Origin of the sequence: Erwinia sp. S38, from assembly GCF_016624545.1 — a bacterium.
Classification (GTDB): Bacteria; Pseudomonadota; Gammaproteobacteria; order Enterobacterales; family Enterobacteriaceae; genus Erwinia; species Erwinia coffeiphila.
The window spans coordinates 52,594-72,862 of record NZ_JACVTS010000014.1; the positions used below are offsets into that span (position 1 = coordinate 52,594).

23 protein-coding genes are annotated in these 20,269 nt (G+C 51.1%); 10 read left to right on the forward strand and 13 right to left on the reverse strand.

Translation table 11 applies throughout. The features are described 5' to 3' along the window. The first annotated feature begins 1,064 nt into the window (after positions 1-1,064). Both arcB and mtgA read left to right on the forward strand, forming a co-directional pair. Entirely contained in the window at positions 1,065-3,407 is a 2,343-nt protein-coding gene (gene arcB, locus IBT46_RS16290) for an aerobic respiration two-component sensor histidine kinase ArcB (protein WP_200546536.1), read from the forward strand. 808 nt (positions 3,408-4,215) lie between these two features. Then, positions 4,216-4,908 carry a monofunctional biosynthetic peptidoglycan transglycosylase gene (mtgA, locus tag IBT46_RS16295; RefSeq protein ID WP_370569485.1) on the forward strand — a complete coding sequence of 231 codons (693 nt, stop codon included), beginning with the start codon at positions 4,216-4,218 and terminating at the stop codon, positions 4,906-4,908. 25 nt (positions 4,909-4,933) lie between these two features. On the opposite strand, the gene npr is transcribed toward mtgA, so the two are convergent. The 11 genes from npr to IBT46_RS16350 all read right to left on the reverse strand — a co-directional run bounded on the left by npr (position 4,934) and on the right by IBT46_RS16350 (position 12,947). Then, positions 4,934-5,206, reverse strand: a complete 273-nt coding sequence (gene npr, locus IBT46_RS16300; RefSeq protein ID WP_105592915.1) for a PTS phosphocarrier protein NPr — start codon at positions 5,204-5,206, stop codon at positions 4,934-4,936. Next, positions 5,203-6,057 carry an RNase adapter RapZ gene (gene rapZ / locus IBT46_RS16305; protein ID WP_105592916.1) on the reverse strand — a complete coding sequence of 285 codons (855 nt, stop codon included), beginning with the start codon at positions 6,055-6,057 and terminating at the stop codon, positions 5,203-5,205. The genes npr and rapZ overlap by 4 nt, the downstream gene beginning before the upstream one ends. Before the next feature lie 61 nt (positions 6,058-6,118). After that, positions 6,119-6,595: a PTS IIA-like nitrogen regulatory protein PtsN gene (gene ptsN, locus IBT46_RS16310; RefSeq protein WP_105592917.1), complete on the reverse strand. Its 477-nt coding sequence runs from the start codon at positions 6,593-6,595 to the stop codon at positions 6,119-6,121. A 172-nt stretch (positions 6,596-6,767) separates the two neighbouring features. Continuing rightward, positions 6,768-7,055 carry a ribosome hibernation promoting factor gene (gene hpf / locus IBT46_RS16315; protein WP_200546538.1) on the reverse strand — a complete coding sequence of 96 codons (288 nt, stop codon included), beginning with the start codon at positions 7,053-7,055 and terminating at the stop codon, positions 6,768-6,770. Positions 7,056-7,077: 22 nt separating this feature from the next. Further along, complete coding sequence (rpoN, locus tag IBT46_RS16320) at positions 7,078-8,511, reverse strand: RNA polymerase factor sigma-54 (protein ID WP_200546539.1); 1,434 nt, start codon at positions 8,509-8,511, stop codon at positions 7,078-7,080. 46 nt (positions 8,512-8,557) lie between these two features. Continuing rightward, the gene (gene lptB, locus IBT46_RS16325) at positions 8,558-9,283 is read right to left on the reverse strand and encodes an LPS export ABC transporter ATP-binding protein (RefSeq protein WP_200546540.1); all 726 of its coding nucleotides are present in this window, start codon (positions 9,281-9,283) and stop codon (positions 8,558-8,560) included. A gap of 5 nt (positions 9,284-9,288) precedes the next feature. Continuing rightward, positions 9,289-9,837 carry a lipopolysaccharide ABC transporter substrate-binding protein LptA gene (gene lptA / locus IBT46_RS16330; protein ID WP_105592921.1) on the reverse strand — a complete coding sequence of 183 codons (549 nt, stop codon included), beginning with the start codon at positions 9,835-9,837 and terminating at the stop codon, positions 9,289-9,291. Then, positions 9,809-10,384, reverse strand: coding sequence for an LPS export ABC transporter periplasmic protein LptC (lptC, locus tag IBT46_RS16335; protein WP_200546541.1), 576 nt, complete (start codon positions 10,382-10,384; stop codon positions 9,809-9,811). Before lptC ends, lptA begins: the two co-directional genes overlap by 29 nt. Further along, on the reverse strand, positions 10,381-10,947 hold the full coding sequence (kdsC, locus tag IBT46_RS16340; protein ID WP_105592923.1) for a 3-deoxy-manno-octulosonate-8-phosphatase KdsC: 567 nt from the start codon (positions 10,945-10,947) through the stop codon (positions 10,381-10,383). Before kdsC ends, lptC begins: the two co-directional genes overlap by 4 nt. Before the next feature lie 17 nt (positions 10,948-10,964). Beyond that, positions 10,965-11,951 (reverse strand): arabinose-5-phosphate isomerase KdsD, encoded by a 987-nt coding sequence (kdsD, locus tag IBT46_RS16345; RefSeq protein ID WP_200546542.1) that lies wholly within the window; start codon positions 11,949-11,951, stop codon positions 10,965-10,967. 15 nt (positions 11,952-11,966) lie between these two features. Then, positions 11,967-12,947, reverse strand: coding sequence for a calcium/sodium antiporter (locus IBT46_RS16350; RefSeq protein WP_105592925.1), 981 nt, complete (start codon positions 12,945-12,947; stop codon positions 11,967-11,969). Between the two features lie 227 nt (positions 12,948-13,174). Here IBT46_RS16350 and mlaF point away from each other — a divergent pair, with 227 nt between their 5' ends. The 7 genes from mlaF to murA all read left to right on the forward strand — a co-directional run bounded on the left by mlaF (position 13,175) and on the right by murA (position 18,102). Beyond that, a complete protein-coding gene (gene mlaF, locus IBT46_RS16355; RefSeq protein WP_200546543.1) occupies positions 13,175-13,987 on the forward strand; it encodes a phospholipid ABC transporter ATP-binding protein MlaF in 813 nt (270 codons plus the stop codon). Between the two features lie 7 nt (positions 13,988-13,994). After that, positions 13,995-14,777, forward strand: a complete 783-nt coding sequence (gene mlaE, locus IBT46_RS16360) for a lipid asymmetry maintenance ABC transporter permease subunit MlaE (protein ID WP_105592927.1) — start codon at positions 13,995-13,997, stop codon at positions 14,775-14,777. 4 nt (positions 14,778-14,781) lie between these two features. Further along, positions 14,782-15,336 carry an outer membrane lipid asymmetry maintenance protein MlaD gene (mlaD, locus tag IBT46_RS16365; protein WP_200546544.1) on the forward strand — a complete coding sequence of 185 codons (555 nt, stop codon included), beginning with the start codon at positions 14,782-14,784 and terminating at the stop codon, positions 15,334-15,336. Next, positions 15,336-15,971, forward strand: coding sequence for a phospholipid-binding protein MlaC (mlaC, locus tag IBT46_RS16370; protein WP_105592928.1), 636 nt, complete (start codon positions 15,336-15,338; stop codon positions 15,969-15,971). Before mlaD ends, mlaC begins: the two co-directional genes overlap by 1 nt. Before the next feature lie 5 nt (positions 15,972-15,976). Continuing rightward, the gene (mlaB, locus tag IBT46_RS16375; protein ID WP_200546545.1) at positions 15,977-16,276 is read left to right on the forward strand and encodes a lipid asymmetry maintenance protein MlaB; all 300 of its coding nucleotides are present in this window, start codon (positions 15,977-15,979) and stop codon (positions 16,274-16,276) included. 229 nt (positions 16,277-16,505) lie between these two features. Continuing rightward, positions 16,506-16,760 carry a BolA family iron metabolism protein IbaG gene (gene ibaG / locus IBT46_RS16380; RefSeq protein WP_105593107.1) on the forward strand — a complete coding sequence of 85 codons (255 nt, stop codon included), beginning with the start codon at positions 16,506-16,508 and terminating at the stop codon, positions 16,758-16,760. Between the two features lie 79 nt (positions 16,761-16,839). Beyond that, positions 16,840-18,102, forward strand: a complete 1,263-nt coding sequence (murA, locus tag IBT46_RS16385) for a UDP-N-acetylglucosamine 1-carboxyvinyltransferase (RefSeq protein ID WP_200546546.1) — start codon at positions 16,840-16,842, stop codon at positions 18,100-18,102. A 50-nt stretch (positions 18,103-18,152) separates the two neighbouring features. Here murA and IBT46_RS16390 read toward each other — a convergent pair whose 3' ends face one another. Beyond that, a complete protein-coding gene (locus IBT46_RS16390) occupies positions 18,153-18,413 on the reverse strand; it encodes a helix-turn-helix transcriptional regulator (protein ID WP_105592931.1) in 261 nt (86 codons plus the stop codon). Between the two features lie 303 nt (positions 18,414-18,716). Next, positions 18,717-19,691, reverse strand: coding sequence for an octaprenyl diphosphate synthase (gene ispB / locus IBT46_RS16395; protein ID WP_200546547.1), 975 nt, complete (start codon positions 19,689-19,691; stop codon positions 18,717-18,719). 262 nt (positions 19,692-19,953) lie between these two features. Between ispB and rplU the strand changes: the two genes are divergently transcribed. After that, entirely contained in the window at positions 19,954-20,265 is a 312-nt protein-coding gene (gene rplU / locus IBT46_RS16400; RefSeq protein WP_004155106.1) for a 50S ribosomal protein L21, read from the forward strand. Positions 20,266-20,269: the final 4 nt, after the last annotated feature.

Sequence of the window (20,269 nt, forward strand, 5' to 3'; positions counted from 1 at the left end):
CTCAGGGTCTGTATCAATTTTCTTTGCCGCTAAAACGCGGACACCATGACTCCGAGCATTCCATCCTGAGACATAAGCGCATCGTCCGTGAATGAAAAACTCTCTAGATTCCTGGTCTCATTAAATGGAGATATCCGGTATCACGAGGGAGTCGTCTAACTGCATATGTATGCCGAGACACTGGCCCGTAAGCAAAGCTTCCAGCGGATTCCCAACTTATCGGGAAAGCGTACAGAGGTCAAATACCGATCTTTCTTATGCCTTTTTATGAGCTTTTTAAGTTAACTGTATGATATGTAATTAAATTTTGTCGTATTTTACCCCTATGGATGGGGGGGCGTCGTGTAAAGAAGTGTGAGCTGTCTCACTATAGTGCAGCGAGCAAATCGCTGCACCATGCTGGAGTAGTGCCTGATTGCAGCATAATATGCCGAATGAGGGGTAATACCCACATCAACGCACTGTTTTTAATCAGTGGGGATATTTGAATTAAACAAGGGGGGTTATTAGCAAAATTAATCACCTTGGGTGTGACTAGAATTTCGGATTTTATGAATGATTATTCGTTTGGATGTAACCAAGGAATAGTGAACGATCTGCATCATCACTATGAATTATATTGGCGAAGCGGGTTGCTCTGGATTTTGAGCGGCTTTATAGATTATGCAGTTATAAAATTTAGTCAATATGTACGACGGCAACTTTTTGCTCTGAAGGCAAAATAATTAAATTTTCTCTCAAGGGCCGCGCCAGTACAGGCTGCAAGACGAATCTCACAGGCAGAATCTAAACTTCTTCAGGCGACGAAAATTCCATAATAATACCTTTCAGGATATAGAGTGTGCTGCACTAATATTGTGCAATAGTTTCGTTAATAAAAAACCAATGAACCATAACTGTGCAATATATGTATTGATTAACATTTGATGAACTATAACTGTGCAAATACCCTGATCTTAATTGTGCATTGCACTATTTTTGTGCGTTTTTCTCATCGCGTTAACCTGTGGGACTTTTATCCGATTCCGGTATGATTGTGTGATTCAGACCGGAAAGGACCCTACATGAAACAAATTCGATTATTAGCCCAGTACTACGTTGATTTAATGGTTAAGCTGGGGCTGGTGCGCTTCTCTTTGCTGTTGGCCTCCGCCCTGGTGGTACTGGCAATGATTGTCCAGATGGCCGTGACCATGGTGCTGCGTGGGCATGTGGAAAGCATCGACGTGGTGCGTTCGGTGTTTTTCGGCCTGCTGATTACGCCCTGGGCGGTGTATTTCCTTTCGGTCGTTGTTGAGCAGCTGGAAGAGTCACGCCAGAGACTGGCGCGGCTGGTCGATAAACTTGAGGAGATGCGCAATCGCGACCTTGAGCTGAATCAGCAAATGAAGGAAAACATCACACAGCTCAATCAGGAAATTGCCGATCGTATTAAGGCGGAAGAAGCGCGTCTGCAGGTGATGACCCGGCTGAAAGAGGAAATGGCACGTCGTGAGCAGGCGCAAATCGAACTGGAGCAGCAGTCGACCTTTCTGCGCTCATTTCTGGATGCTTCGCCGGACCTGGTCTTCTATCGTAACGCCGATCAGCAGTTCTCCGGCTGTAATCGGGCTATGGAGCTGCTGACGGGGAAAAGCGAGAAGCAGCTTATAGGATTAACCCCGAATGACGTCTACGACGACGATGCCGCATTAAAAGTGCTCGAAACCGATGAGAAAGTCTTCCGCCATAACGTTTCTCTGACCTACGAGCAGTGGCTACAGTATCCCGACGGCCGTAAAGCCTGTTTTGAGATCCGCAAGGTTCCTTATTACGATCGCGTGGGGAAACGCAGCGGGCTGATGGGCTTCGGACGCGATATAACGGAGCGTAAGCGTTACCAGGACGCGTTAGAGAATGCCAGTAGGGAGAAGACGACCTTTATCTCTACGATCAGCCACGAGCTTCGTACGCCGCTTAACGGCATTGTCGGACTAAGTCGCATTCTGCTGGATACCCATCTAAACCAGGAACAGCTCAAGTACCTTAAAACCATTCATGTCTCCGCCATCACTCTTGGCAATATCTTCAATGATGTGATTGAGATGGACAAAATCGAGCGCCGGAAGGTGCAGCTTGATAATCAGCCACTCGATTTCACCGGTCTGCTTGCCGATCTGGAAAACCTGTCCGGCCTGCTGGCCGAGCCTAAAGGACTGAAATTTATTCTGCAGCCTGAGCTACCGCTGCCGCACAAAATTGTGGCGGACGGTACGCGGTTGCGGCAGATCCTGTGGAATTTGATCGGTAACGCGGTGAAGTTCACCCAGCGTGGCGAGATAGTCGTCCGGGTGGGTTACCTTGACGAAGACCGCCTCTATTTTGAAGTGGAAGATTCCGGAATGGGCATCCCGCAGGATGAACAGGATAAAATCTTTGCCATGTACTATCAGGTTAAAGATCAGCGCGGAGGCAAGCCGGCAACCGGCACTGGCATCGGACTGGCGGTTTCTCGTCGCCTGGCGCAGGCCATGGGCGGGGATATCAGCGTGCGTAGCGCACAGGGGCAGGGTTCATGCTTTACGCTGACGCTGAGTGCGCCCCGGGTTGCGGAAGAGGTTGAGGATGAACAACCTGAAGACGACCTTCCTCTGCCTGCGCTGCATGTGCTATTGGTGGAAGATATTGAGCTTAACGTGGTGGTGGCGAGGTCGGTGCTGGAGAAGCTGGGTAACAGCGTCGAGGTAGCGATGACCGGGCAGGAAGCGTTGGATATGTTCGATCCGGATGAATTCGATCTGGTTCTGCTGGACATCCAACTGCCGGATATGACCGGACTGGATGTGGCGCGTGGCATTCATCAGCGCCATGCAGGGAAACAGTTACCGCCTCTGGTGGCACTAACCGCCAACGTGCTGAAGGATAAACGGGAGTATCTGGATGCGGGAATGGATGATGTGTTGAGCAAACCTCTTGCAGTGCCTGCTCTCACAGCGATGATTAAGAAGTACTGGAACTATCAAAGCGAGGAGCAGGCGGTGCCTGCGCAGGAGATCAATATGGATGAGAAAAAACTGGCACTGCTGGATGTGGTGATGCTGGAGCAGTATATCGAACTGGTTGGGCCGAAGTTGATTCATCAAAGTCTGGAAATGTTTGAGCAGATGATGCCTGGTTACCTGGATGTTCTGGATTCCAACATGATGGCCCGCGACCAGAAAGGCATTGCGGAAGAAGGGCATAAGATTAAAGGCGCAGCAGGTTCGGTTGGGCTGGTGCATTTGCAGCAGATCGCTAAACAGATCCAAAGCCCTGAGCTCCCCGCCTGGTGGGACAATGTACAGGAGTGGATTGATGAGCTTAAACAGGAATGGCGTAACGACGTGAATGTGTTGCGTGAATGGGTTAAGGCTTCTGAAAAAAAATGACCCCGACCTAGGCCGGGGTGCGCGAATACTGCGCCAACACCAGGGAAAATGGAAACCCACGCTATTCTGATATGAATCGTCGGGAGCGCAGGCCGGGTATTGGGTAAAACTCTCAGCCACTACCTTAGCAAATCTAACATCACATGTTACCAGATTCATTAAAATGTGTGATGTTGAGCAGTGTTTGTAAATAGAAGACATCAAATTACTTTCTCAGTCAAGCAGGTAATTCATTTTGCTTTTTTTATGATGGATTATTGTACGATTGTTGTATTTTATTCATGGAAATTCTTGACGGGTTACGTTGTCGGATTGGATTGTCTCTGCCCCGCAGCTGAAATGCTATTTCAGCATTTTTAATGCGTTTAATATGCTGTTTGTAATGCATTTTTTGTGGTTTTTGCTGAATTCTTCCGAAACGTTTTGGTTTCTGCTAGCACAAACAGGCTTCAGGGCGTGATTCGGCGAAAAAATGCTGACACAGTTCAGCAAGATAAATCTCACGATTTAATAGAAAACCCTGCAAACAAGATGTTCTTTCGTTTCATTTATCGGTGGTTTTCTATTTCGAGTTTTGTGATTTCGAAATGTACCCAGTGAAATTTATAAGCAATGCAAATCAATTTGAAAATGTTTTTTCGCCCTGAATAGTAGCCCCCTAAAATGTATTAAACTATGGCGCGTCATGGAACCGATTCCTGGGTAAGCAGCTCATGGTAGGGACCTGACCAAAATAATTAGCTTTATCTGAAGATGATGATAATGGAGTCGACGAATGAGCCGTAACCGACGCCCGGGGTGGGTATGGATGAAAAAGGCCGTGCTGCGTTTGCTGATGGGGATTGTCGGTCTTTGGCTGGTCGGTATTGTGCTCTTCGCCTTTATCCCTGTGCCTTTCTCCGCGGTTATGATTGAAAGGCAGCTTGGTGCCTGGCTACAGGGTAATTTTAGCTATGTTGCCCATTCTGACTGGGTCGGGCGCGATGAAATATCTCCATGGATGGCGCTGGCCGTTATTGCTTCTGAGGATCAAAAATTCCCCACGCACTGGGGTTTTGATGTCGATGCTATTCAGTCTGTGCTGGATAGTAACGGCGAAAACTCGCGTATGCGCGGTGCTTCAACGTTGTCTCAGCAAACCGCTAAGAATTTGTTTCTTTGGGACGGACGTAGTTGGGTGAGAAAGGGGCTGGAAGCCGGGCTGACAGTCGGTATTGAAACCGTGTGGACTAAACGGCGTATTCTTACCGTTTATCTTAATATCGCAGAGTTTGGTGACGGTGTGTTTGGCGTGGAAGAGGCGGCACAGCGTTACTTTAATAAGCCCGCCAGCCGGTTAACCATGTCCGAAGCGGCGCTGCTGGCGGCTGTTTTGCCGAATCCAATACGTTTTAAAGCCGCAGCACCTTCAGGTTATGTTCGCCAGCGTCAGCAGTGGATCATGCGACAGATGCGTCAGTTGGGTGGTGAAACGTTTCTTTCCAGAAATCACCTTAATTAGCTGGAAATTATCACAACCCTGGCAACTACTCTTCGTCGAATCCGGCATCGAACAGTTCAATAACTGCCGCCAGCGCTTCCGCTTCCTGCGGTCCGCTGGCCTCAATTTCGATATGACCGCCCTTGGCGGAATCCAGCATCAGTAGCGCAATAACGCTGCTGGCTTCGGCCTCCGTACCACTTTCGTTTCTCAGCAGCACTTCAGCGTCAAAGCTCTGCACCAGTTCAAAAAGCTTCATTGCCGGACGAGCGTGCATGCCCAGCTTATTCCTGATTTCCACGGTTTGTTTAACGGTCATGATTTACGTTTTTCCAGCGTACGGTGACGGGACTGCACGTTTTTACCACGCGAACGGAAGTAGTCAGCTAATTGCTCAGCGATATATACCGAACGGTGTTTACCGCCGGTACAGCCAATCGCCACGGTCAGGTAGCTGCGATTGTTGGTTTCCAGCATCGGCAGCCACAGTTCCAGATAGCTGCGCGTCTGATAGATAAAATTATGCACCTCGGTATGGCGGTCGAGGAAGGCCGCTACCGGGCGATCGAGACCGGTCATCGGACGCAGTTTGGGGTCCCAGTGCGGGTTTGGCAGAAAGCGGACATCGAAGACATAATCGGCATCAATTGGGATTCCGTGCTTAAAGCCGAACGACTCAAATACCATTGTCAGCTCGCGCTCGCGCTTGCCTAACAGCCGGGTCCTCAACATCTCGGCCAGCTCATGAACTGACATTTCCGAAGTGTCGATAATCAAATCAGCACGGGAACGCAGCGGCTCCAGCAGATCGCTTTCTTCATCAATAGCGCTCTCCAGCGACAGGTTTTTGCTGGAGAGGGGGTGCAGGCGACGAGTGTCACTGTAGCGACGGATTAACGTGTTGCGATCGGCATCCAGGAACAAAAGCTGCGGCGAAAAGCAGTCGGGCAGATTGTTGAGTGCGGTTTCGAAAACTTCGGGGGATTCCGGCATATTACGAACGTCAATACTGACCGCCGCAGACATATTGCGTTCAGAGAGCGAATTAGCAAGATCGGGAAGCAGCACCACGGGGAGGTTGTCCACGCAGTAGAATCCCATATCCTCCAGCGCACGTAACGCCACGGATTTACCTGAACCGGAACGACCGCTGACGATCATCAGCACCATTAACTCTTCCCCCAATTTAACCTGTTACCACGGATGTCGTGGTGAATATACAACGGCTGGCTTAATCGTGATCTTCCGTGATGATCTCGTACAGCTCTTCATCGCTCTGGGCCGCGCGCAGACGTCGGCAAACGGTTTTATCTGCCAGACGTTTGGCTACCAGTGAAAGCGTATGCAGGTGAGTTTTACATTGGTCTGCCGGGACCAACAGGGCGAACAACAGATCCACTGGCTGATTATCAATGGCGTCAAAGGCAATCGGCTGATCCAGGTGGATAAATACACCAACCGCCCGCAGCGTATCTTCGAGTAATTTACCGTGCGGGATGGCGATCCCGTTACCGATACCCGTACTGCCCATTCTTTCGCGCGTCAGAATTGCTTCGAAAATAGTCTGATGCGGAAGGTTTAGCTGTTTGGCCGCCAGTTCGCTGATAATTTCCAGCGCCCGTTTTTTACTCTGGCAATGTACACCATTACGGGTGCAGGACAGGTTCAGGACCGAGCCCAGTTCCAGTTTTAGATCGTTGTTCATCATAGTTTCACTTACGTGTTCACATCCGCATGGCGATTAACTCAGGCCGTTTTAATGGCCGTCGTTGACCCCCTGATTGATTAGCGGCTCGTACCCTTATAAAGATACGAGCCGCCGCTGACTTTAGCTTAACCCGATGTGGGATGCTGCAGAGACAATCAGCGCATGGTGAAATTTAGTGTTGTTTAAGCTTATCTTTGTGTTTATTTAACTGGCGAGCCAGCTTATCTACCAGGCCGTCAATCGCCGCGTACATATCTTTTTCTTCTGCGGTTGCATGCAACTCCCCGCCGTTCACATGCAGCGTCGCATCTGCAATTTGAGTCACTTTTTCCACCTTCAAAACAATATAGACCTGATTAATCCGGTCAAAATATTGTTCAAGTTTACCGAATTTCGCTGTCACAAATTCGCGCAGGGATTCGGTAATTTCAACGTTTAGTCCAGTGATATTGAGTTGCATGATGTCTTCCTTCTCAGTTCTTTCAGACCAGCTGTTTGCGCTGGTTTGATGGCGGGATGGATAAAGACTCTCGATATTTTGCCACAGTACGGCGCGCGACCATAATCCCCTGCTCAGAAAGCAGAGAGGTCAGCTTGCTATCGCTCAGCGGCTTGGCGGGATTTTCCGCCGAAATTAATTTCTTAACCAATGCACGAATAGCAGTAGAAGAGGCTTCACCCCCGCCTTCAGTGCTCACGTGGCTGGAGAAAAAGTACTTCAGTTCAAATATACCGCGTGGACTGTGCAGATACTTCTGCGTTGTTACGCGCGATATAGTTGATTCATGCATATCGACTGCGCTGGCTATGTCTGCCAGTACCATCGGCCGCATATATTCCTCGCCCTGTTCAAAAAATGCCTGCTGTTGATCGACAATACAGCGGGTCACTTTTAGCAGCGTGTCGTTGCGGCTCTCAAGGCTTTTAATCAGCCATTTTGCTTCCTGCAAATTACTACGGATAAATTGTGAATCACTGTCGTTACGGGTTGAACCGCCCAGTGCAGCATAGTGCTGATTGATCTTTAAACGCGGAACGCTGTCGGCGTTAAGTTCAACCGTCCAGCGCGCACCGACTTTGCGTACCAGTACGTCAGGAATAACATATTCAGGTTCCTGCGTATTGATCGACTGTCCGGGACGTGGATCGAGGGACTGGATCAGCTGTACTGCACCCTTGAGAACGTCTTCTTTTAACTTTGTCAGACGCATCAGGCTGCGGAAGTCATGATTTGCTAACAGATCGAGGTGATCGCTGACGATCAGCCGCGCTTCTTTCAACAGAGGAAGATCGTCAGGGAACTGAGAAAGCTGGACCAGCAGGCAGTCGCGCAGATCGCGGGCACATACACCCACCGGATCGAATCGCTGTACGCGCTTCAGCACCGCTTCAACTTCATCCAGGCTGAGATCTTCATTCCCCATACTCTCGAGGATATCGTCCAGCGAGATGGTCAGATAGCCGGTTTCATCCACGGCATCAACGATTGAAGTCGCGATCGCCCGATCGGTGTCGGTAAAAGGCGTTAACTCCACCTGCCACATCAGATAATCCTGCAGTGACTGGGTGGTTTCCCCCTGATAAACCGGCAGTTCGTCGTCATGGTAGTCAGTACCGGTGCCGGAAGGTGTACCTGCGGTGTAAATCTCATCCCATGTGGCATCCAGCGGCAGCTCTTCAGGCATGTCCTTTTGTTCAAGCGCTTCCCGGGTATCCAGCGCTTCGGTTTCCTGATATTCACGAGAGTCGATTTCCTCGTGAACATCGCTCTGCTCGAGCAACGGGTTGCTTTCCAGCGCCAGCTGAATTTCCTGCTGTAGTTCAAGCGTAGAGAGTTGCAGCAGTCGAATGGCCTGCTGTAACTGTGGCGTCATGGCAAGCTGTTGGCTCAGCCTGAGTTGTAAACCTTGCTTCATATTCAGGATAATAATTCCCTAAAAAACAAACCTTATGGCCACCTTATCAGAGTCTGAACTCTTCGCCCAGGTAGACGCGTTTCACCTGCTCGTCGGCAAGGATTTCTTCAGGCGTACCGTGTGCGATAAGGTGCCCCTGGCTGACGATATAAGCGCGTTCGCAGACCGCCAGCGTTTCACGAACGTTGTGGTCGGTAATCAGCACGCCAAGTCCGCTATCACGAAGATGCTCGATAATCTTTTTAATATCAATAACGGAAATAGGGTCAACACCGGCAAAAGGTTCATCCAGCAGGATAAATTTGGGATTTGCTGCCAGCGCGCGGGCAATTTCAACCCTGCGACGCTCACCGCCGGAAAGCGCCTGACCGAGGCTGTCGCGCAGATGTTCGATGTGGAACTCGGCCATCAGCTCATTGGCACGATCTTCGCGCTGTTCGCTGGTCAGATCTTCACGAATTTGCAGGACCGCCATCAAATTATCGTAAACGCTCAGACGGCGGAAAATGGAGGCTTCCTGAGGGAGATAACCAATCCCCCGGCGCGCGCGCGCGTGCAGGGGCAGGATACTGATATCTTCATCATCAATCACGATACGGCCTGCATCGCGCGGAACGATACCCACTACCATATAAAAGGTGGTGGTTTTGCCGGCCCCGTTTGGTCCCAGTAGTCCGACAATCTCACCGGATTTCACTTCCAGACTGACGTCTTCAACCACGCGGCGGCCTTTGTAGGCCTTCGCCAGGTTTTCCGCAATTAACGTTGCCATGTTAGTTAGTTACTCTTCTTCTGACCGTTAGACGGTGTGCTTTTATCCTGCAGCTGTGACGGTACAAGTACGGTCGTCACGCGTTTGCCGGTGCTGCCGTAAGCCTGCATTTTCTGCTCTTTGACCAGATAGGTAATGCGATCGCCTTTGACATTGCTGTCCAGCTGCTCCAGATAGGCATTACCCGTCAACTCAACAAAATCTTTGGCCAGTTCATAGTGCATTTTCTGCGCGTGTCCCTGAACCGGTTTACCGTTGTCCTGCATCTGATAGAAGGTTGCGGGATTGCCATAGGCATCCACGATGGTTTTATTGCTGTCGCCACCGGGACGAGTCACCACCACTTTATCGGCGGTGATCTTGATCGAGCCCTGGGTAACGATCACTTTACCGGTAAACGTGGCCACGTTCCCCTGCATATCCAGTGCCTGATTCTCCGAGTCGACATTGACCGGTTTGTCGGAATCCCCGGTCAAGGCCAAAGCCGGAACGCTGGCAGCGAGGAGCAGAGATGCCGTCAGGAACTTAAGGCTGTTTTTCATTTTGAATTTCATAAGATGTTTTGACCTTTTCAATCAACTCGGCAGTTTTCTTCCGTAAATTTCCGCGCATCTTCATTCCCGTGGAGTTAAAGCTGCGGCCATAAAGCGTAACTTGATCGTTAGAGGTGACATCCTGAGTTGTCAGGTTCACCAGCGCATTGTCGGTTGTAATTTTCTCCAACTGCGCATCTTTCGTCAGGCTTTTTACGACTACATTGCCGTACAGAAACAGCATACGATCGTTAGTCAGTTTGGCTTTATCGGCGCTTACTGACCAGGTAGCCACTTTATTTTCATCGTAAGTCGTCATCTTCGGGTTGTCGAACCAGCTAACGGCGTCTGTTGAAAAGTAAGTCACCTTGTCTGAAATCAGTCTGTAGCTCAGCCCACCCTCGGGGTTGTAAACGACGGTATGTGAATTATCACTCAGATAGGTGGGTTCGCTATCGTTGTTGCTGACTGCACCGTCACCATTATCAGAATCCGCAAGATTCCAGCCTATCAATATGATGGTAATCAGCGTCAGTAAAAGTGTAATCCAGCGTCTTGTTTTACTCATACAGACTGCCCTATGGCCTTATCAAACGTACCCTGAGAAATTAAGATCAGGTCACAAAGTTCCCGAACGGCTCCGCGTCCCCCGGCAATTCGGGTCACGTAGTCAGCTTTAGGCAGCAGTACCGGATGCGCATCGGCGACGGCCACGCTCAGGCCAACCTGGGCCATAACCGGCCAGTCAATCAGGTCATCACCAATGTAGGCAACCTGGCTGGCATTCAGCGCTAGTTTATCCAGAAGTTCGCGGAAGGCCAAAGTCTTATCAGACTGCCCCTGGTAAAGATGGGTAATACCCAGCGTGGTACAGCGATCTTCCAGCAGTTTTGCTTTGCGACCGGTAATAATCGCGACCTCCACATCCGAGGTCAGCAGGCAACGGATGCCGTAGCCGTCTCGAACATTAAATGCTTTCAGCTCTTCACCGTTGTTACCCTGATAGATCACGCCATCAGACATCACCCCATCCACATCACAGATCAGCAATTTTATTTGCTGTGCCTGCGCCATGACCTGCTGACTTACCGGGCCATAACAGGTGTCAACGGTGGCTGCTGGATTACTCATTCTCGTTTTATTCCTTATCAAACAACGCCGGCACGCAGCATATCGTGCATATGTACCACGCCCAACAGATGGTCGCCGTCGGCCACCATCACGGAAGTAATGTTCTTGTTCTGCATCAGATTCAACGCATCTACCGCCAGCGTATTGGGCCGGACGCGAATGCCACCAGGGGTCATCACGCTGGCAATGCTGGCGTGCTGTATATCGATGCCCATATCAAACACGCGACGCAAGTCACCATCGGTAAAGATACCTTCGATTTTCATCAGATCGTTACAAATGACCGTCATACCCATATTTTTGCGGGTAATTTCCAACAGCGCATCGCGCAGTGATGCATCGCTACTGATATGCGGCATTTCGTCACCAGAATGCATAATATCATCAACCCGCAGCAGCAACTTACGCCCCAACGCTCCACCAGGATGCGACAGCGCGAAGTCTTCTGCGGTAAAGCCGCGAGCTTTAAGCAAAGCAACCGCTAAGGCGTCACCCATTACCAGTGTAGCCGTCGTGCTGGTTGTTGGTGCAAGGCCCAGCGGACAGGCTTCCTGCGGCACTTTAACACACAGATGAATATCGGCAGCACGCCCCATTGCGCTATCGGGGCGGCTGGTCATGCAAATCAGGGAAACATGCAGGCGTTTCAGCACCGGTATCAGGGCCAAAATTTCGGAGGATTCTCCAGAATTAGAGATGGCGATAACCACATCATTGGGACTGACCATCCCCAGATCGCCATGGCTGGCTTCACCCGGGTGGACAAAAAAAGCGGGTGTTCCGGTGCTGGCAAAGGTGGCGGCGATTTTTTTGCCGATGTGCCCGGATTTGCCCATCCCCATGACTACCACTTTGCCACGGCAGCGTGAAATCAGCGCACAGGCCTGGTTAAAATCACCGTTAATGTACTGATCGAGCTGTTCCAGTCCCTCTCGCTCGATCTGTAAAACCTCTTTTCCGGCCGTTATAAAGTCAAAATCAGAATCGGTAATGATATGCGCCATAACTCTTCAGTCCTTTTACCAGAAAGTCACTGAGGGGAAACCGTACAGCATGACCACCCAGAGGATAAATCCGCACAGCAGCAACGCACCGGCTATCCGGCCAATCCGGCGGTTGCGTTGCAAACAGATCAGCGTAAACAGGGCGCTGACGCCCAACATGACCCAGTAATCTCGGGCAAATGCGCTGGCATCGAAGCTACCGGGATGAATCAGTGCCGGGATGCCCAGGACAATCACCATATTATAAATGTTAGACCCAATCAGGTTGCCGATGGCGATATCATCTTCGCCTTTCAACGCGCCGGCGATCACCGTGGCCAGCTCCGGCAGGCTGGTGCCAACTGAAATAATCGTCAGTGCAATAACCAGCTCGCTGATGCCGAAGTAGTCGGCAATCACCGTGGCGTTATCAATCACCATACGGGTTGAAACCGGCAGTAATATCAGCGCTACGGCCAGCCACAGGAAAGCTACCGTGTTGCCGACATCATCACGCGGTAGCTCGGCCAGCTGCTCACGGGTCAGGGTGTCATTATTCTCACGCTCTGCCCGGCGGGCGATTTTTATGGTGCACAGCAGCCAGCAGGCGGCGATGGCAATCAGCCCCAGCCCGTCATTCCGGCTAAGGTGATTATCAAAGAGTATGATGCCGCACAGCAGAGTCACCAGCAGCATCAGTGGCAGCTCGCGGCGTATCAGGTTGGAATGTACGGTGAGTGGATGCAGCAGTGCTGCACCGCCGAGAATGAGCAGAATATTGGTAATATTGGAACCGATTGCTGTCCCAACGGCGATATCCATTTGTCCGTGCGTTGCCGCTGAAAACGAAACAATCAGTTCCGGGAGGGAGGTGCCAATGCCTACCACGGTCATCCCGATGATCAGCGGCGGGATACCCAGCGATCGGCATAAAATAGCGGCGCTAAACACCAGACGATCGGCCCCATAAACCAGTAAGGCTAAACCGATAATCAATAGTGCTATAGCTACGAGCATGAAATGTCCTTTTATCGGATATAATCGTTGGTTGCTGCATGTGACGAAGCGTTTCTGGTTACGTTTTTTTAATGCCCGTGATTTTGACGGTCTAAAGCTAAAAAGTAAAACTTATGCCAGCTTTCGCGAAGTGATTGCAGTAAGTTTCTGTAAAAGTGTCCAGTCCGGCGGTTAATGCGTTACCATCGGAAGTATATTTAACGCCTGAATTGAGGATCGAGGTAACTATGGGCCAGACGGAAACGAATTTAGTAGATGTCCGGGATGTCTGTTTCTCCCGAGGCAACAGGTCTATTTTCGATAACATCTCGCTTACGGTGCCCAAAGGGAAAATTACCGCCATTATGGGACCCTCTGGCATTGGTAAAACAACGCTACTGCGTTTGATCGGCGGACAGATACCACCCGACAGTGGTGAAATCTGGTTCAACGGTGAAAATATCCCTACGCTTTCGCGTTCCCGTCTTTATGCCGCCCGCAAAAAAATGAGCATGCTGTTCCAGTCCGGCGCATTGTTTACCGACCTGAGCGTTTTCGATAACGTTGCCTGGCCGCTGCGCGAGCACACTCAGCTGCCTGCGGCGTTGCTGCACAGCACGGTGATGATGAAGCTGGAAGCGGTGGGGCTGCGGGGTGCGGCGAATCTTAAACCTTCCGAGCTGTCCGGTGGTATGGCGCGACGTGCTGCGCTGGCGCGAGCCATTGCGCTTGAACCCGACCTGATTATGTTCGATGAACCTTTTGTTGGTCAGGACCCCATCACGATGGGTGTACTGGTCAAGCTTATCGACGAACTAAATCATTCGCTGGGTGTCACTTGCATTGTGGTTTCCCACGATGTGCCTGAAGTACTAAGTATTGCTGATTACGCGTATATCATTGCCGACCAGAAAGTTATCGCCCAGGGTACGGCACCTCAACTGAGAGAGAATAATGATGCTCGCGTGCGTCAGTTTATTGATGGTATTGCTGATGGGCCGGTGCCGTTTCGTTTCCCGGCGGGAGATTATCTTCACGATTTAGTCGGCTCAGGGAGTTAACATACTGATGTTTTTACGAGCGCTGGCGTCACTAGGACGTCAGGGAATTAATACCTGTGCCGCCTTTGGCCGTGCCGGATTGATGCTTTTCCATGCACTTATCGGCGTTCCCAGTTTTCGCAAACATGCGCCGCTGTTGGTAAAGCAGCTTTATAGCGTTGGCGTATTATCGCTACTGATTATCGTGGTTTCCGGATTGTTCATTGGTATGGTATTGGGCCTGCAGGGCTATCTGGTGCTGAATACCTATGGTGCTGAAACCAGTCTCGGGATGCTGGTGGCACTGTCTCTGCTGCGCGAGCTGGGGCCGGTGGTCACCGCGTTACTGTTTGCCGGACGAGCCGGTTCGGCGCTGACCGCTGAGATCGGTCTGATGAAAGCCACGGAACAGCTCTCCAGCATGGAAATGATGGCGGTTGACCCGCTGCGGCGTATTGTCTCACCGCGTTTTTGGGCTGGGGCGATCAGCATGCCTCTGCTGACGCTGATTTTTGTCGCCGTGGGGATACTCGGCGGTGCGATGGTTGGCGTGAGCTGGAAAGGGATCGACAGTGGCTTCTTCTGGTCAGCGATGCAGAATGCGGTCGATGTGCGTACTGATATTATCAACTGCGTGATTAAGAGCCTCGTGTTTGCCATTACCGTGACCTGGATTGCGCTGTTTAACGGCTACGACGCCATTCCGACGTCTGAAGGGATTAGTCGGGCAACAACGCGTACTGTGGTACATGCCTCTCTGGCTGTACTCGGTCTGGATTTTGTGCTTACGGCACTGATGTTTGGGAATTGATTCGATGCAAACGAAAAAAAGCGAAATTTGGGTAGGTGCCTTCTTATTGTTAGCGCTTTGCGCGATCGTTTTTCTGTGTCTGCGCGTTGCCGATCTGAAGTCTCTCGGCAATGAACCGACCTGGAAACTCTATGCTACCTTTGACAATATCGGCGGCTTAAAATCAGGATCGCCGGTAAAAGTGGGTGGCGTTGTGATTGGCCGCGTAACGGATATCACGCTTGACCCGAAAAATTACTCACCGCGGGTCACTATGGATATTGATGAAAAGTATAACAATATCCCGGATACCAGCTCACTGGCGGTACGTACATCAGGCCTGTTGGGCGAACAGTTTCTGGCGATGAATATCGGTTTCGATGACCCGGAAATGGGTACCGCGACGCTGAAAGATGGCAGCACGCTGCAGGACACCAAGTCGGCAATGGTGCTGGAAGATCTGATCGGCCAGTTCCTCTACAAAAGCGGAAATGGCAACGATAAGAGCGCAGACAAAGCAGATGATAACGGTGCTTCAGAGCAACCGGCTGTGGCTAACACTCCAGGAGAGGATAAGTAATGTTTAAACGTTTACTGATGGTGGCAATGCTGATCGTTGCCCCGATTGCGGCTAACGCGGCGGCTGATAAAACTAACCCTTATTCGATGATGAATGAAGCGGCAGCAAAAACCTTCGATCGTTTGAAGAATGAGCAACCTAAGATCAAGCAGGACCCAAACTATCTGCGTCAGGTTGTTAAAGAAGAACTGCTGCCGTACGTGCAGATAAAATATGCCGGTGCGTTGGTGCTGGGCCGCTATTACAAAGAGGCCACTCCGGCACAGCGAGAAGCCTATTTTAGCGCTTTTGGTGACTATCTGGCACAGGCCTACGGTCAGGCTCTGGCGCTTTACAACGGTCAGACATACCAGATAGCTCCCGAGCAGCCGCTGGGGAATGCCGATATCATTGCTATCCGCGTTACCATCATTGATAAAAATGGCCGCCCTCCGGTACGTCTGGATTTCCAGTGGCGTAAAAACAGTCGTACGGGAGAATGGCAGGCGTATGACATGATTGCCGAGGGGGTCAGTATGATCACTACCAAACAAAACGAATGGAGTGACATCCTGCGACAGAAAGGCATTGATGGTTTGACCGAGCGGCTGAAATCCTATGCGCAACAGCCAATCACGCTGGACAAACAGCAGTGAGCAACATGACGGCAGATTTGCTTAGCTGGACAGTCGACTCCGGCCTGCTCCGTCTTAGCGGTGAACTGGAGCGCGAAACCCTGCTGCCGCTATGGCAGCAGCGGGATCAATTAATGCAGCAGGCTGAGGTTATTGATGTATCCAGCCTGGATCGCGTTGATTCTGCGGGGCTGGCATTACTGGTGCATCTGCGGCAAATCGCGTTACAAAAGGGCAAAACACCTCATTTCACCGGTATCCCCGATAAGCTCCGTTCTCTGATTACCCTGTATAATCTTCAGGAAATTATTGCCGATAATCGTTGATCCAGGGCACGGCGGCTCAGGCCGCCGTACTCCTGCGGAACATATTGAGTTCGTTGATCTTTGCTTCCCTTTTCGTTCCCCCCGATCCTCCAGGCCTGAGCGACGTATAGCGTTCTTCATTCTCATTTAGCCTTTTTCTGACGATCCTGGCATTTATTGCTTGTTTAAGAGTAAGGCAGATTCCACTAATATGTGTGCCTGTTTATTATCAGGTGAATTTGAAAGCATCATGGAAAATAGTGAAATTCAGTCCGTGCTTATGAGCGCGTTACCGCTGCAGGAAGTCCACGTCACTGGCGATGGCAGCCATTTTCAGGTGATTGCCGTGGGTGAGTTATTCGGTGAACTGAGCCGCGTGAAGAAGCAGCAGACGGTCTATGCACCCCTGATGGCCTACATTGCGGACAACCGTATTCACGCCGTTTCAATCAAGACTTACACTCCTGAAGAGTGGGCGCGTGACCGTAAGTTAAACGGTTTCTAAGCGGCAGCTGTCCACCACGCAATAATATGCGGGCGGGCTGAGCCGCAGATTTTTAGTCTGACAACAGAGAGCAGTTGCAATGGATAAATTTCGTGTGCAGGGTCCAACCCGGCTGAGTGGTGAAGTCACAATTTCCGGGGCTAAAAATGCTGCCCTGCCGATCCTGTTCGCTGCTTTGCTGGCTGAAGAACCGGTAGAGATTCAGAATGTCCCGAAACTGAAGGACATTGATACCACCATGAAGCTGCTGGGCCAACTGGGTGTAAAGGCCGAGCGTAACGGCTCGGTGCATATGGATGCCAGTAAGGTTGATGTTTACTGTGCCCCATACGATCTGGTGAAGACCATGCGAGCCTCTATCTGGGCGCTTGGCCCGCTGGTGGCGCGTTTTGGCCAGGGTCAGGTATCGCTTCCCGGCGGCTGCGCTATTGGCGCGCGTCCGGTCGATCTGCATATTACCGGCCTGGAACAGCTGGGTGCTGAGATCAAGCTGGAAGAGGGCTACGTTAAGGCCTCGGTGGATGGCCGCCTGAAGGGCGCGCATATCGTCATGGATAAGGTCAGCGTGGGTGCCACGGTAACCATCATGAGTGCCGCTACGCTGGCAACCGGTACAACGATTATCGAAAACGCTGCGCGCGAGCCGGAAATCGTTGATACCGCCAACTTCCTGAATACGCTGGGTGCAAAAATTACCGGCGCGGGCAGCGATCGCATTACCATCGAGGGCGTTGAGCGCCTGGGCGGCGGCGTATACCGCGTGCTTCCCGATCGTATCGAAACCGGTACGTTCCTCGTGGCGGCTGCGATTTCCGGTGGTGCAGTGGTCTGCCGTGCGGCTCAGCCCGACACGCTGGATGCTGTGCTGGCCAAACTGCGTGAGGCGGGTGCCGACATTGAAGTGGGCGAGGACTGGATAAGCCTTGATATGCACGGCAAGCGCCCGAAAGCCGTGAACGTGCGCACCGCGCCGCATCCAGGATTCCCGACGGATATGCAGGCACAGTTCAGCCTGCTGAATCTGGTAGCAGAAGGAACTGGGGTGATCACTGAGACCATTTTCGAAAACCGCTTTATGCACGTACCGGAGCTGGTACGTATGGGAGCGCACGGTGAAATTGAAAGCAACACGCTGATTTGCCACGGTGTAGAAAAGCTATCGGGTGCTCAGGTAATGGCGACCGATCTTCGCGCATCAGCCAGCCTGGTTCTGGCTGGCTGTATTGCGGAAGGTACAACGATCGTCGATCGTATTTATCATATCGATCGTGGCTATGAGCATATCGAAGACAAACTGATGGCTCTGGGTGCCAATATCCAGCGGGTCAGCGGTGACGAATAAACGTTGCCTGTAGTCTTTTAGCAGGGGCCGGTCTTCAATACCGGCCCTTTTTATTTTCTGATCAGTTTTTTACGATCGATCAACTGCTTTGTCTTAGGATCGTAATAGCGGCTGGGCCAGATCTCTGCCGGATGTATCTCCAGAGCGTCAGCAATCAGCCATTCCCCCTTCGGCCACGGCCGGCATAGCGTATTAGCCAGCGTTGATGAGCTTAAGCCTGCGCGGCGCGACTGTTCGGCGAGAGTAGTGCCTCTTTTACGCAGGGCGGCAATGATATCGGCAGGATGCCAGTCTTGAGAATTATAGGCCACGTGCTCTTTCTCCTTGTGCACTTGTGGAAACAACAGGAAATAATCTGCACAGGGAAAGTCTTTTCCTGCGCATCCGTATTTACCGTATTAACCCTGACGATAGTAACGGAATTTATAAGAGCTTTATATCAACTTGTTTCCTTTAATTTCCAGTAATATTTATGCCAAGAGCCAGTTTTGCGTAGCTCTACGCAAAAGTGGATACAAATGATGTAACGTTACATTGTGCAGTAATATCAGGACTGGCGGTGGGGGAATGGCTAAGATGAATCATGAAAAGCGCGGATTTCCGCGCATTTTCAATCAGAATTCGCGTTGTACAGACATATGAGCAAGTGCCTCAAGTGCGCTGCGCCATGGAGATTCAGGTAGTACCTGCAGGGCAGTAATGGCTTTGTCCGCTTCCTGCTCGGCAGCACGGCGCGTCCATTCCAGCGAGCCGCACTGGTTCATGGTTTCCAAAACTGGTTCCAGTAAATGGCGGCCATTACCTTCCTCAATAGCTTTACGGATCATGCTGGTCTGCTCGGGAGTACCGTTACGCATGGCGTGCAGCAACGGCAGCGTCGGTTTACCTTCGCTGAGATCGTCACCCACATTTTTACCAAGCGTTGCACCATCAGCGCTGTAATCCAGCAGATCGTCAATCAGCTGGAAAGCGGTGCCAATGTAGCGTCCGTAATCCTGCAGAGCCTGTTCCTGCTCTGCGGTGGCACCTGCCAGTATCCCGGAAGACTGCGCGGCGGCTTCAAACAAGCGAGCCGTTTTGCTGTAAATCACCCGCATATAGCTTTCTTCAGTGATGTCCGGATCGTTACAGTTCATCAACTGTAACACTTCACCTTCGGCAATTACGTTAACCGCTTCAGACATCAGCGCCAGCACCCGCAGCGAGCCGAGGCTGGTCATCATCTGGAATGCGCGGGTATAAATAAAATCACCAACCAGTACGCTGGCCGCGTTGCCAAATGCCGCATTGGCCGTTGCTTTACCACGGCGCATATCCGATTCGTCGACCACATCGTCGTGCAGCAGCGTTGCGGTGTGGATAAATTCGATCAGTGCCGCCACGGCGATGTGCTGCTTGCCGTCGTAATTGTTGATAGCGCGTGCAGCAAGAACGGCGATCATCGGTCGGATACGTTTCCCACCGCCGCTAATAATGTAATGGCCCAGCTGATTGATAAGGGATACGTCCGAGTTCAGCTGGTCGAGTATTGTCGCGTTGACATCCGCCATATCCTGCGCGGTAAGTTCATTTATCTGTTCTAAGTTCATCAGTCTGTTCAGCTATCGCTCGCTCAGTTTGCTGGTATGATAAGCGCCTTTACGCGTGCCTGTGGCATGAAATGTATGACAGATTGTACTTGAAAAACACAACGGTGAAAGCGTCCCATGCACGTTGCGTTTTTTTTCTGCAATACAGCGTAACTGGCACTTGTCATTGGCAGCGAAGTTGCGTAGAATTCGCGCCCTATTGTGAATATTTATAGCGCAGCCTGATAATCAAAAAAAGGCAAGCGCGAGAGCGGAGTTTTATATGTACGCGGTTTTCCAAAGTGGTGGTAAACAACACCGAGTAAGCGAAGGTCAGACCGTTCGCCTGGAAAAGCTGGACATCGCAACCGGCGAAACTATTGAGTTCGACCAGGTTCTGATGATTGCCAACGGCGAAGACGTTAAAATCGGCGCGCCTTTAGTTTCAGGTGGCGTGATCAAAGCGGAAATCGTTGCTCATGGTCGTGGCGACAAGATCAAGATTGTTAAGTTCCGTCGTCGTAAGCATTACCGTAAGCAGCAGGGTCACCGTCAGTGGTTCACTGATGTGAAGATCACTGGCATCAGCGCCTAAGAGG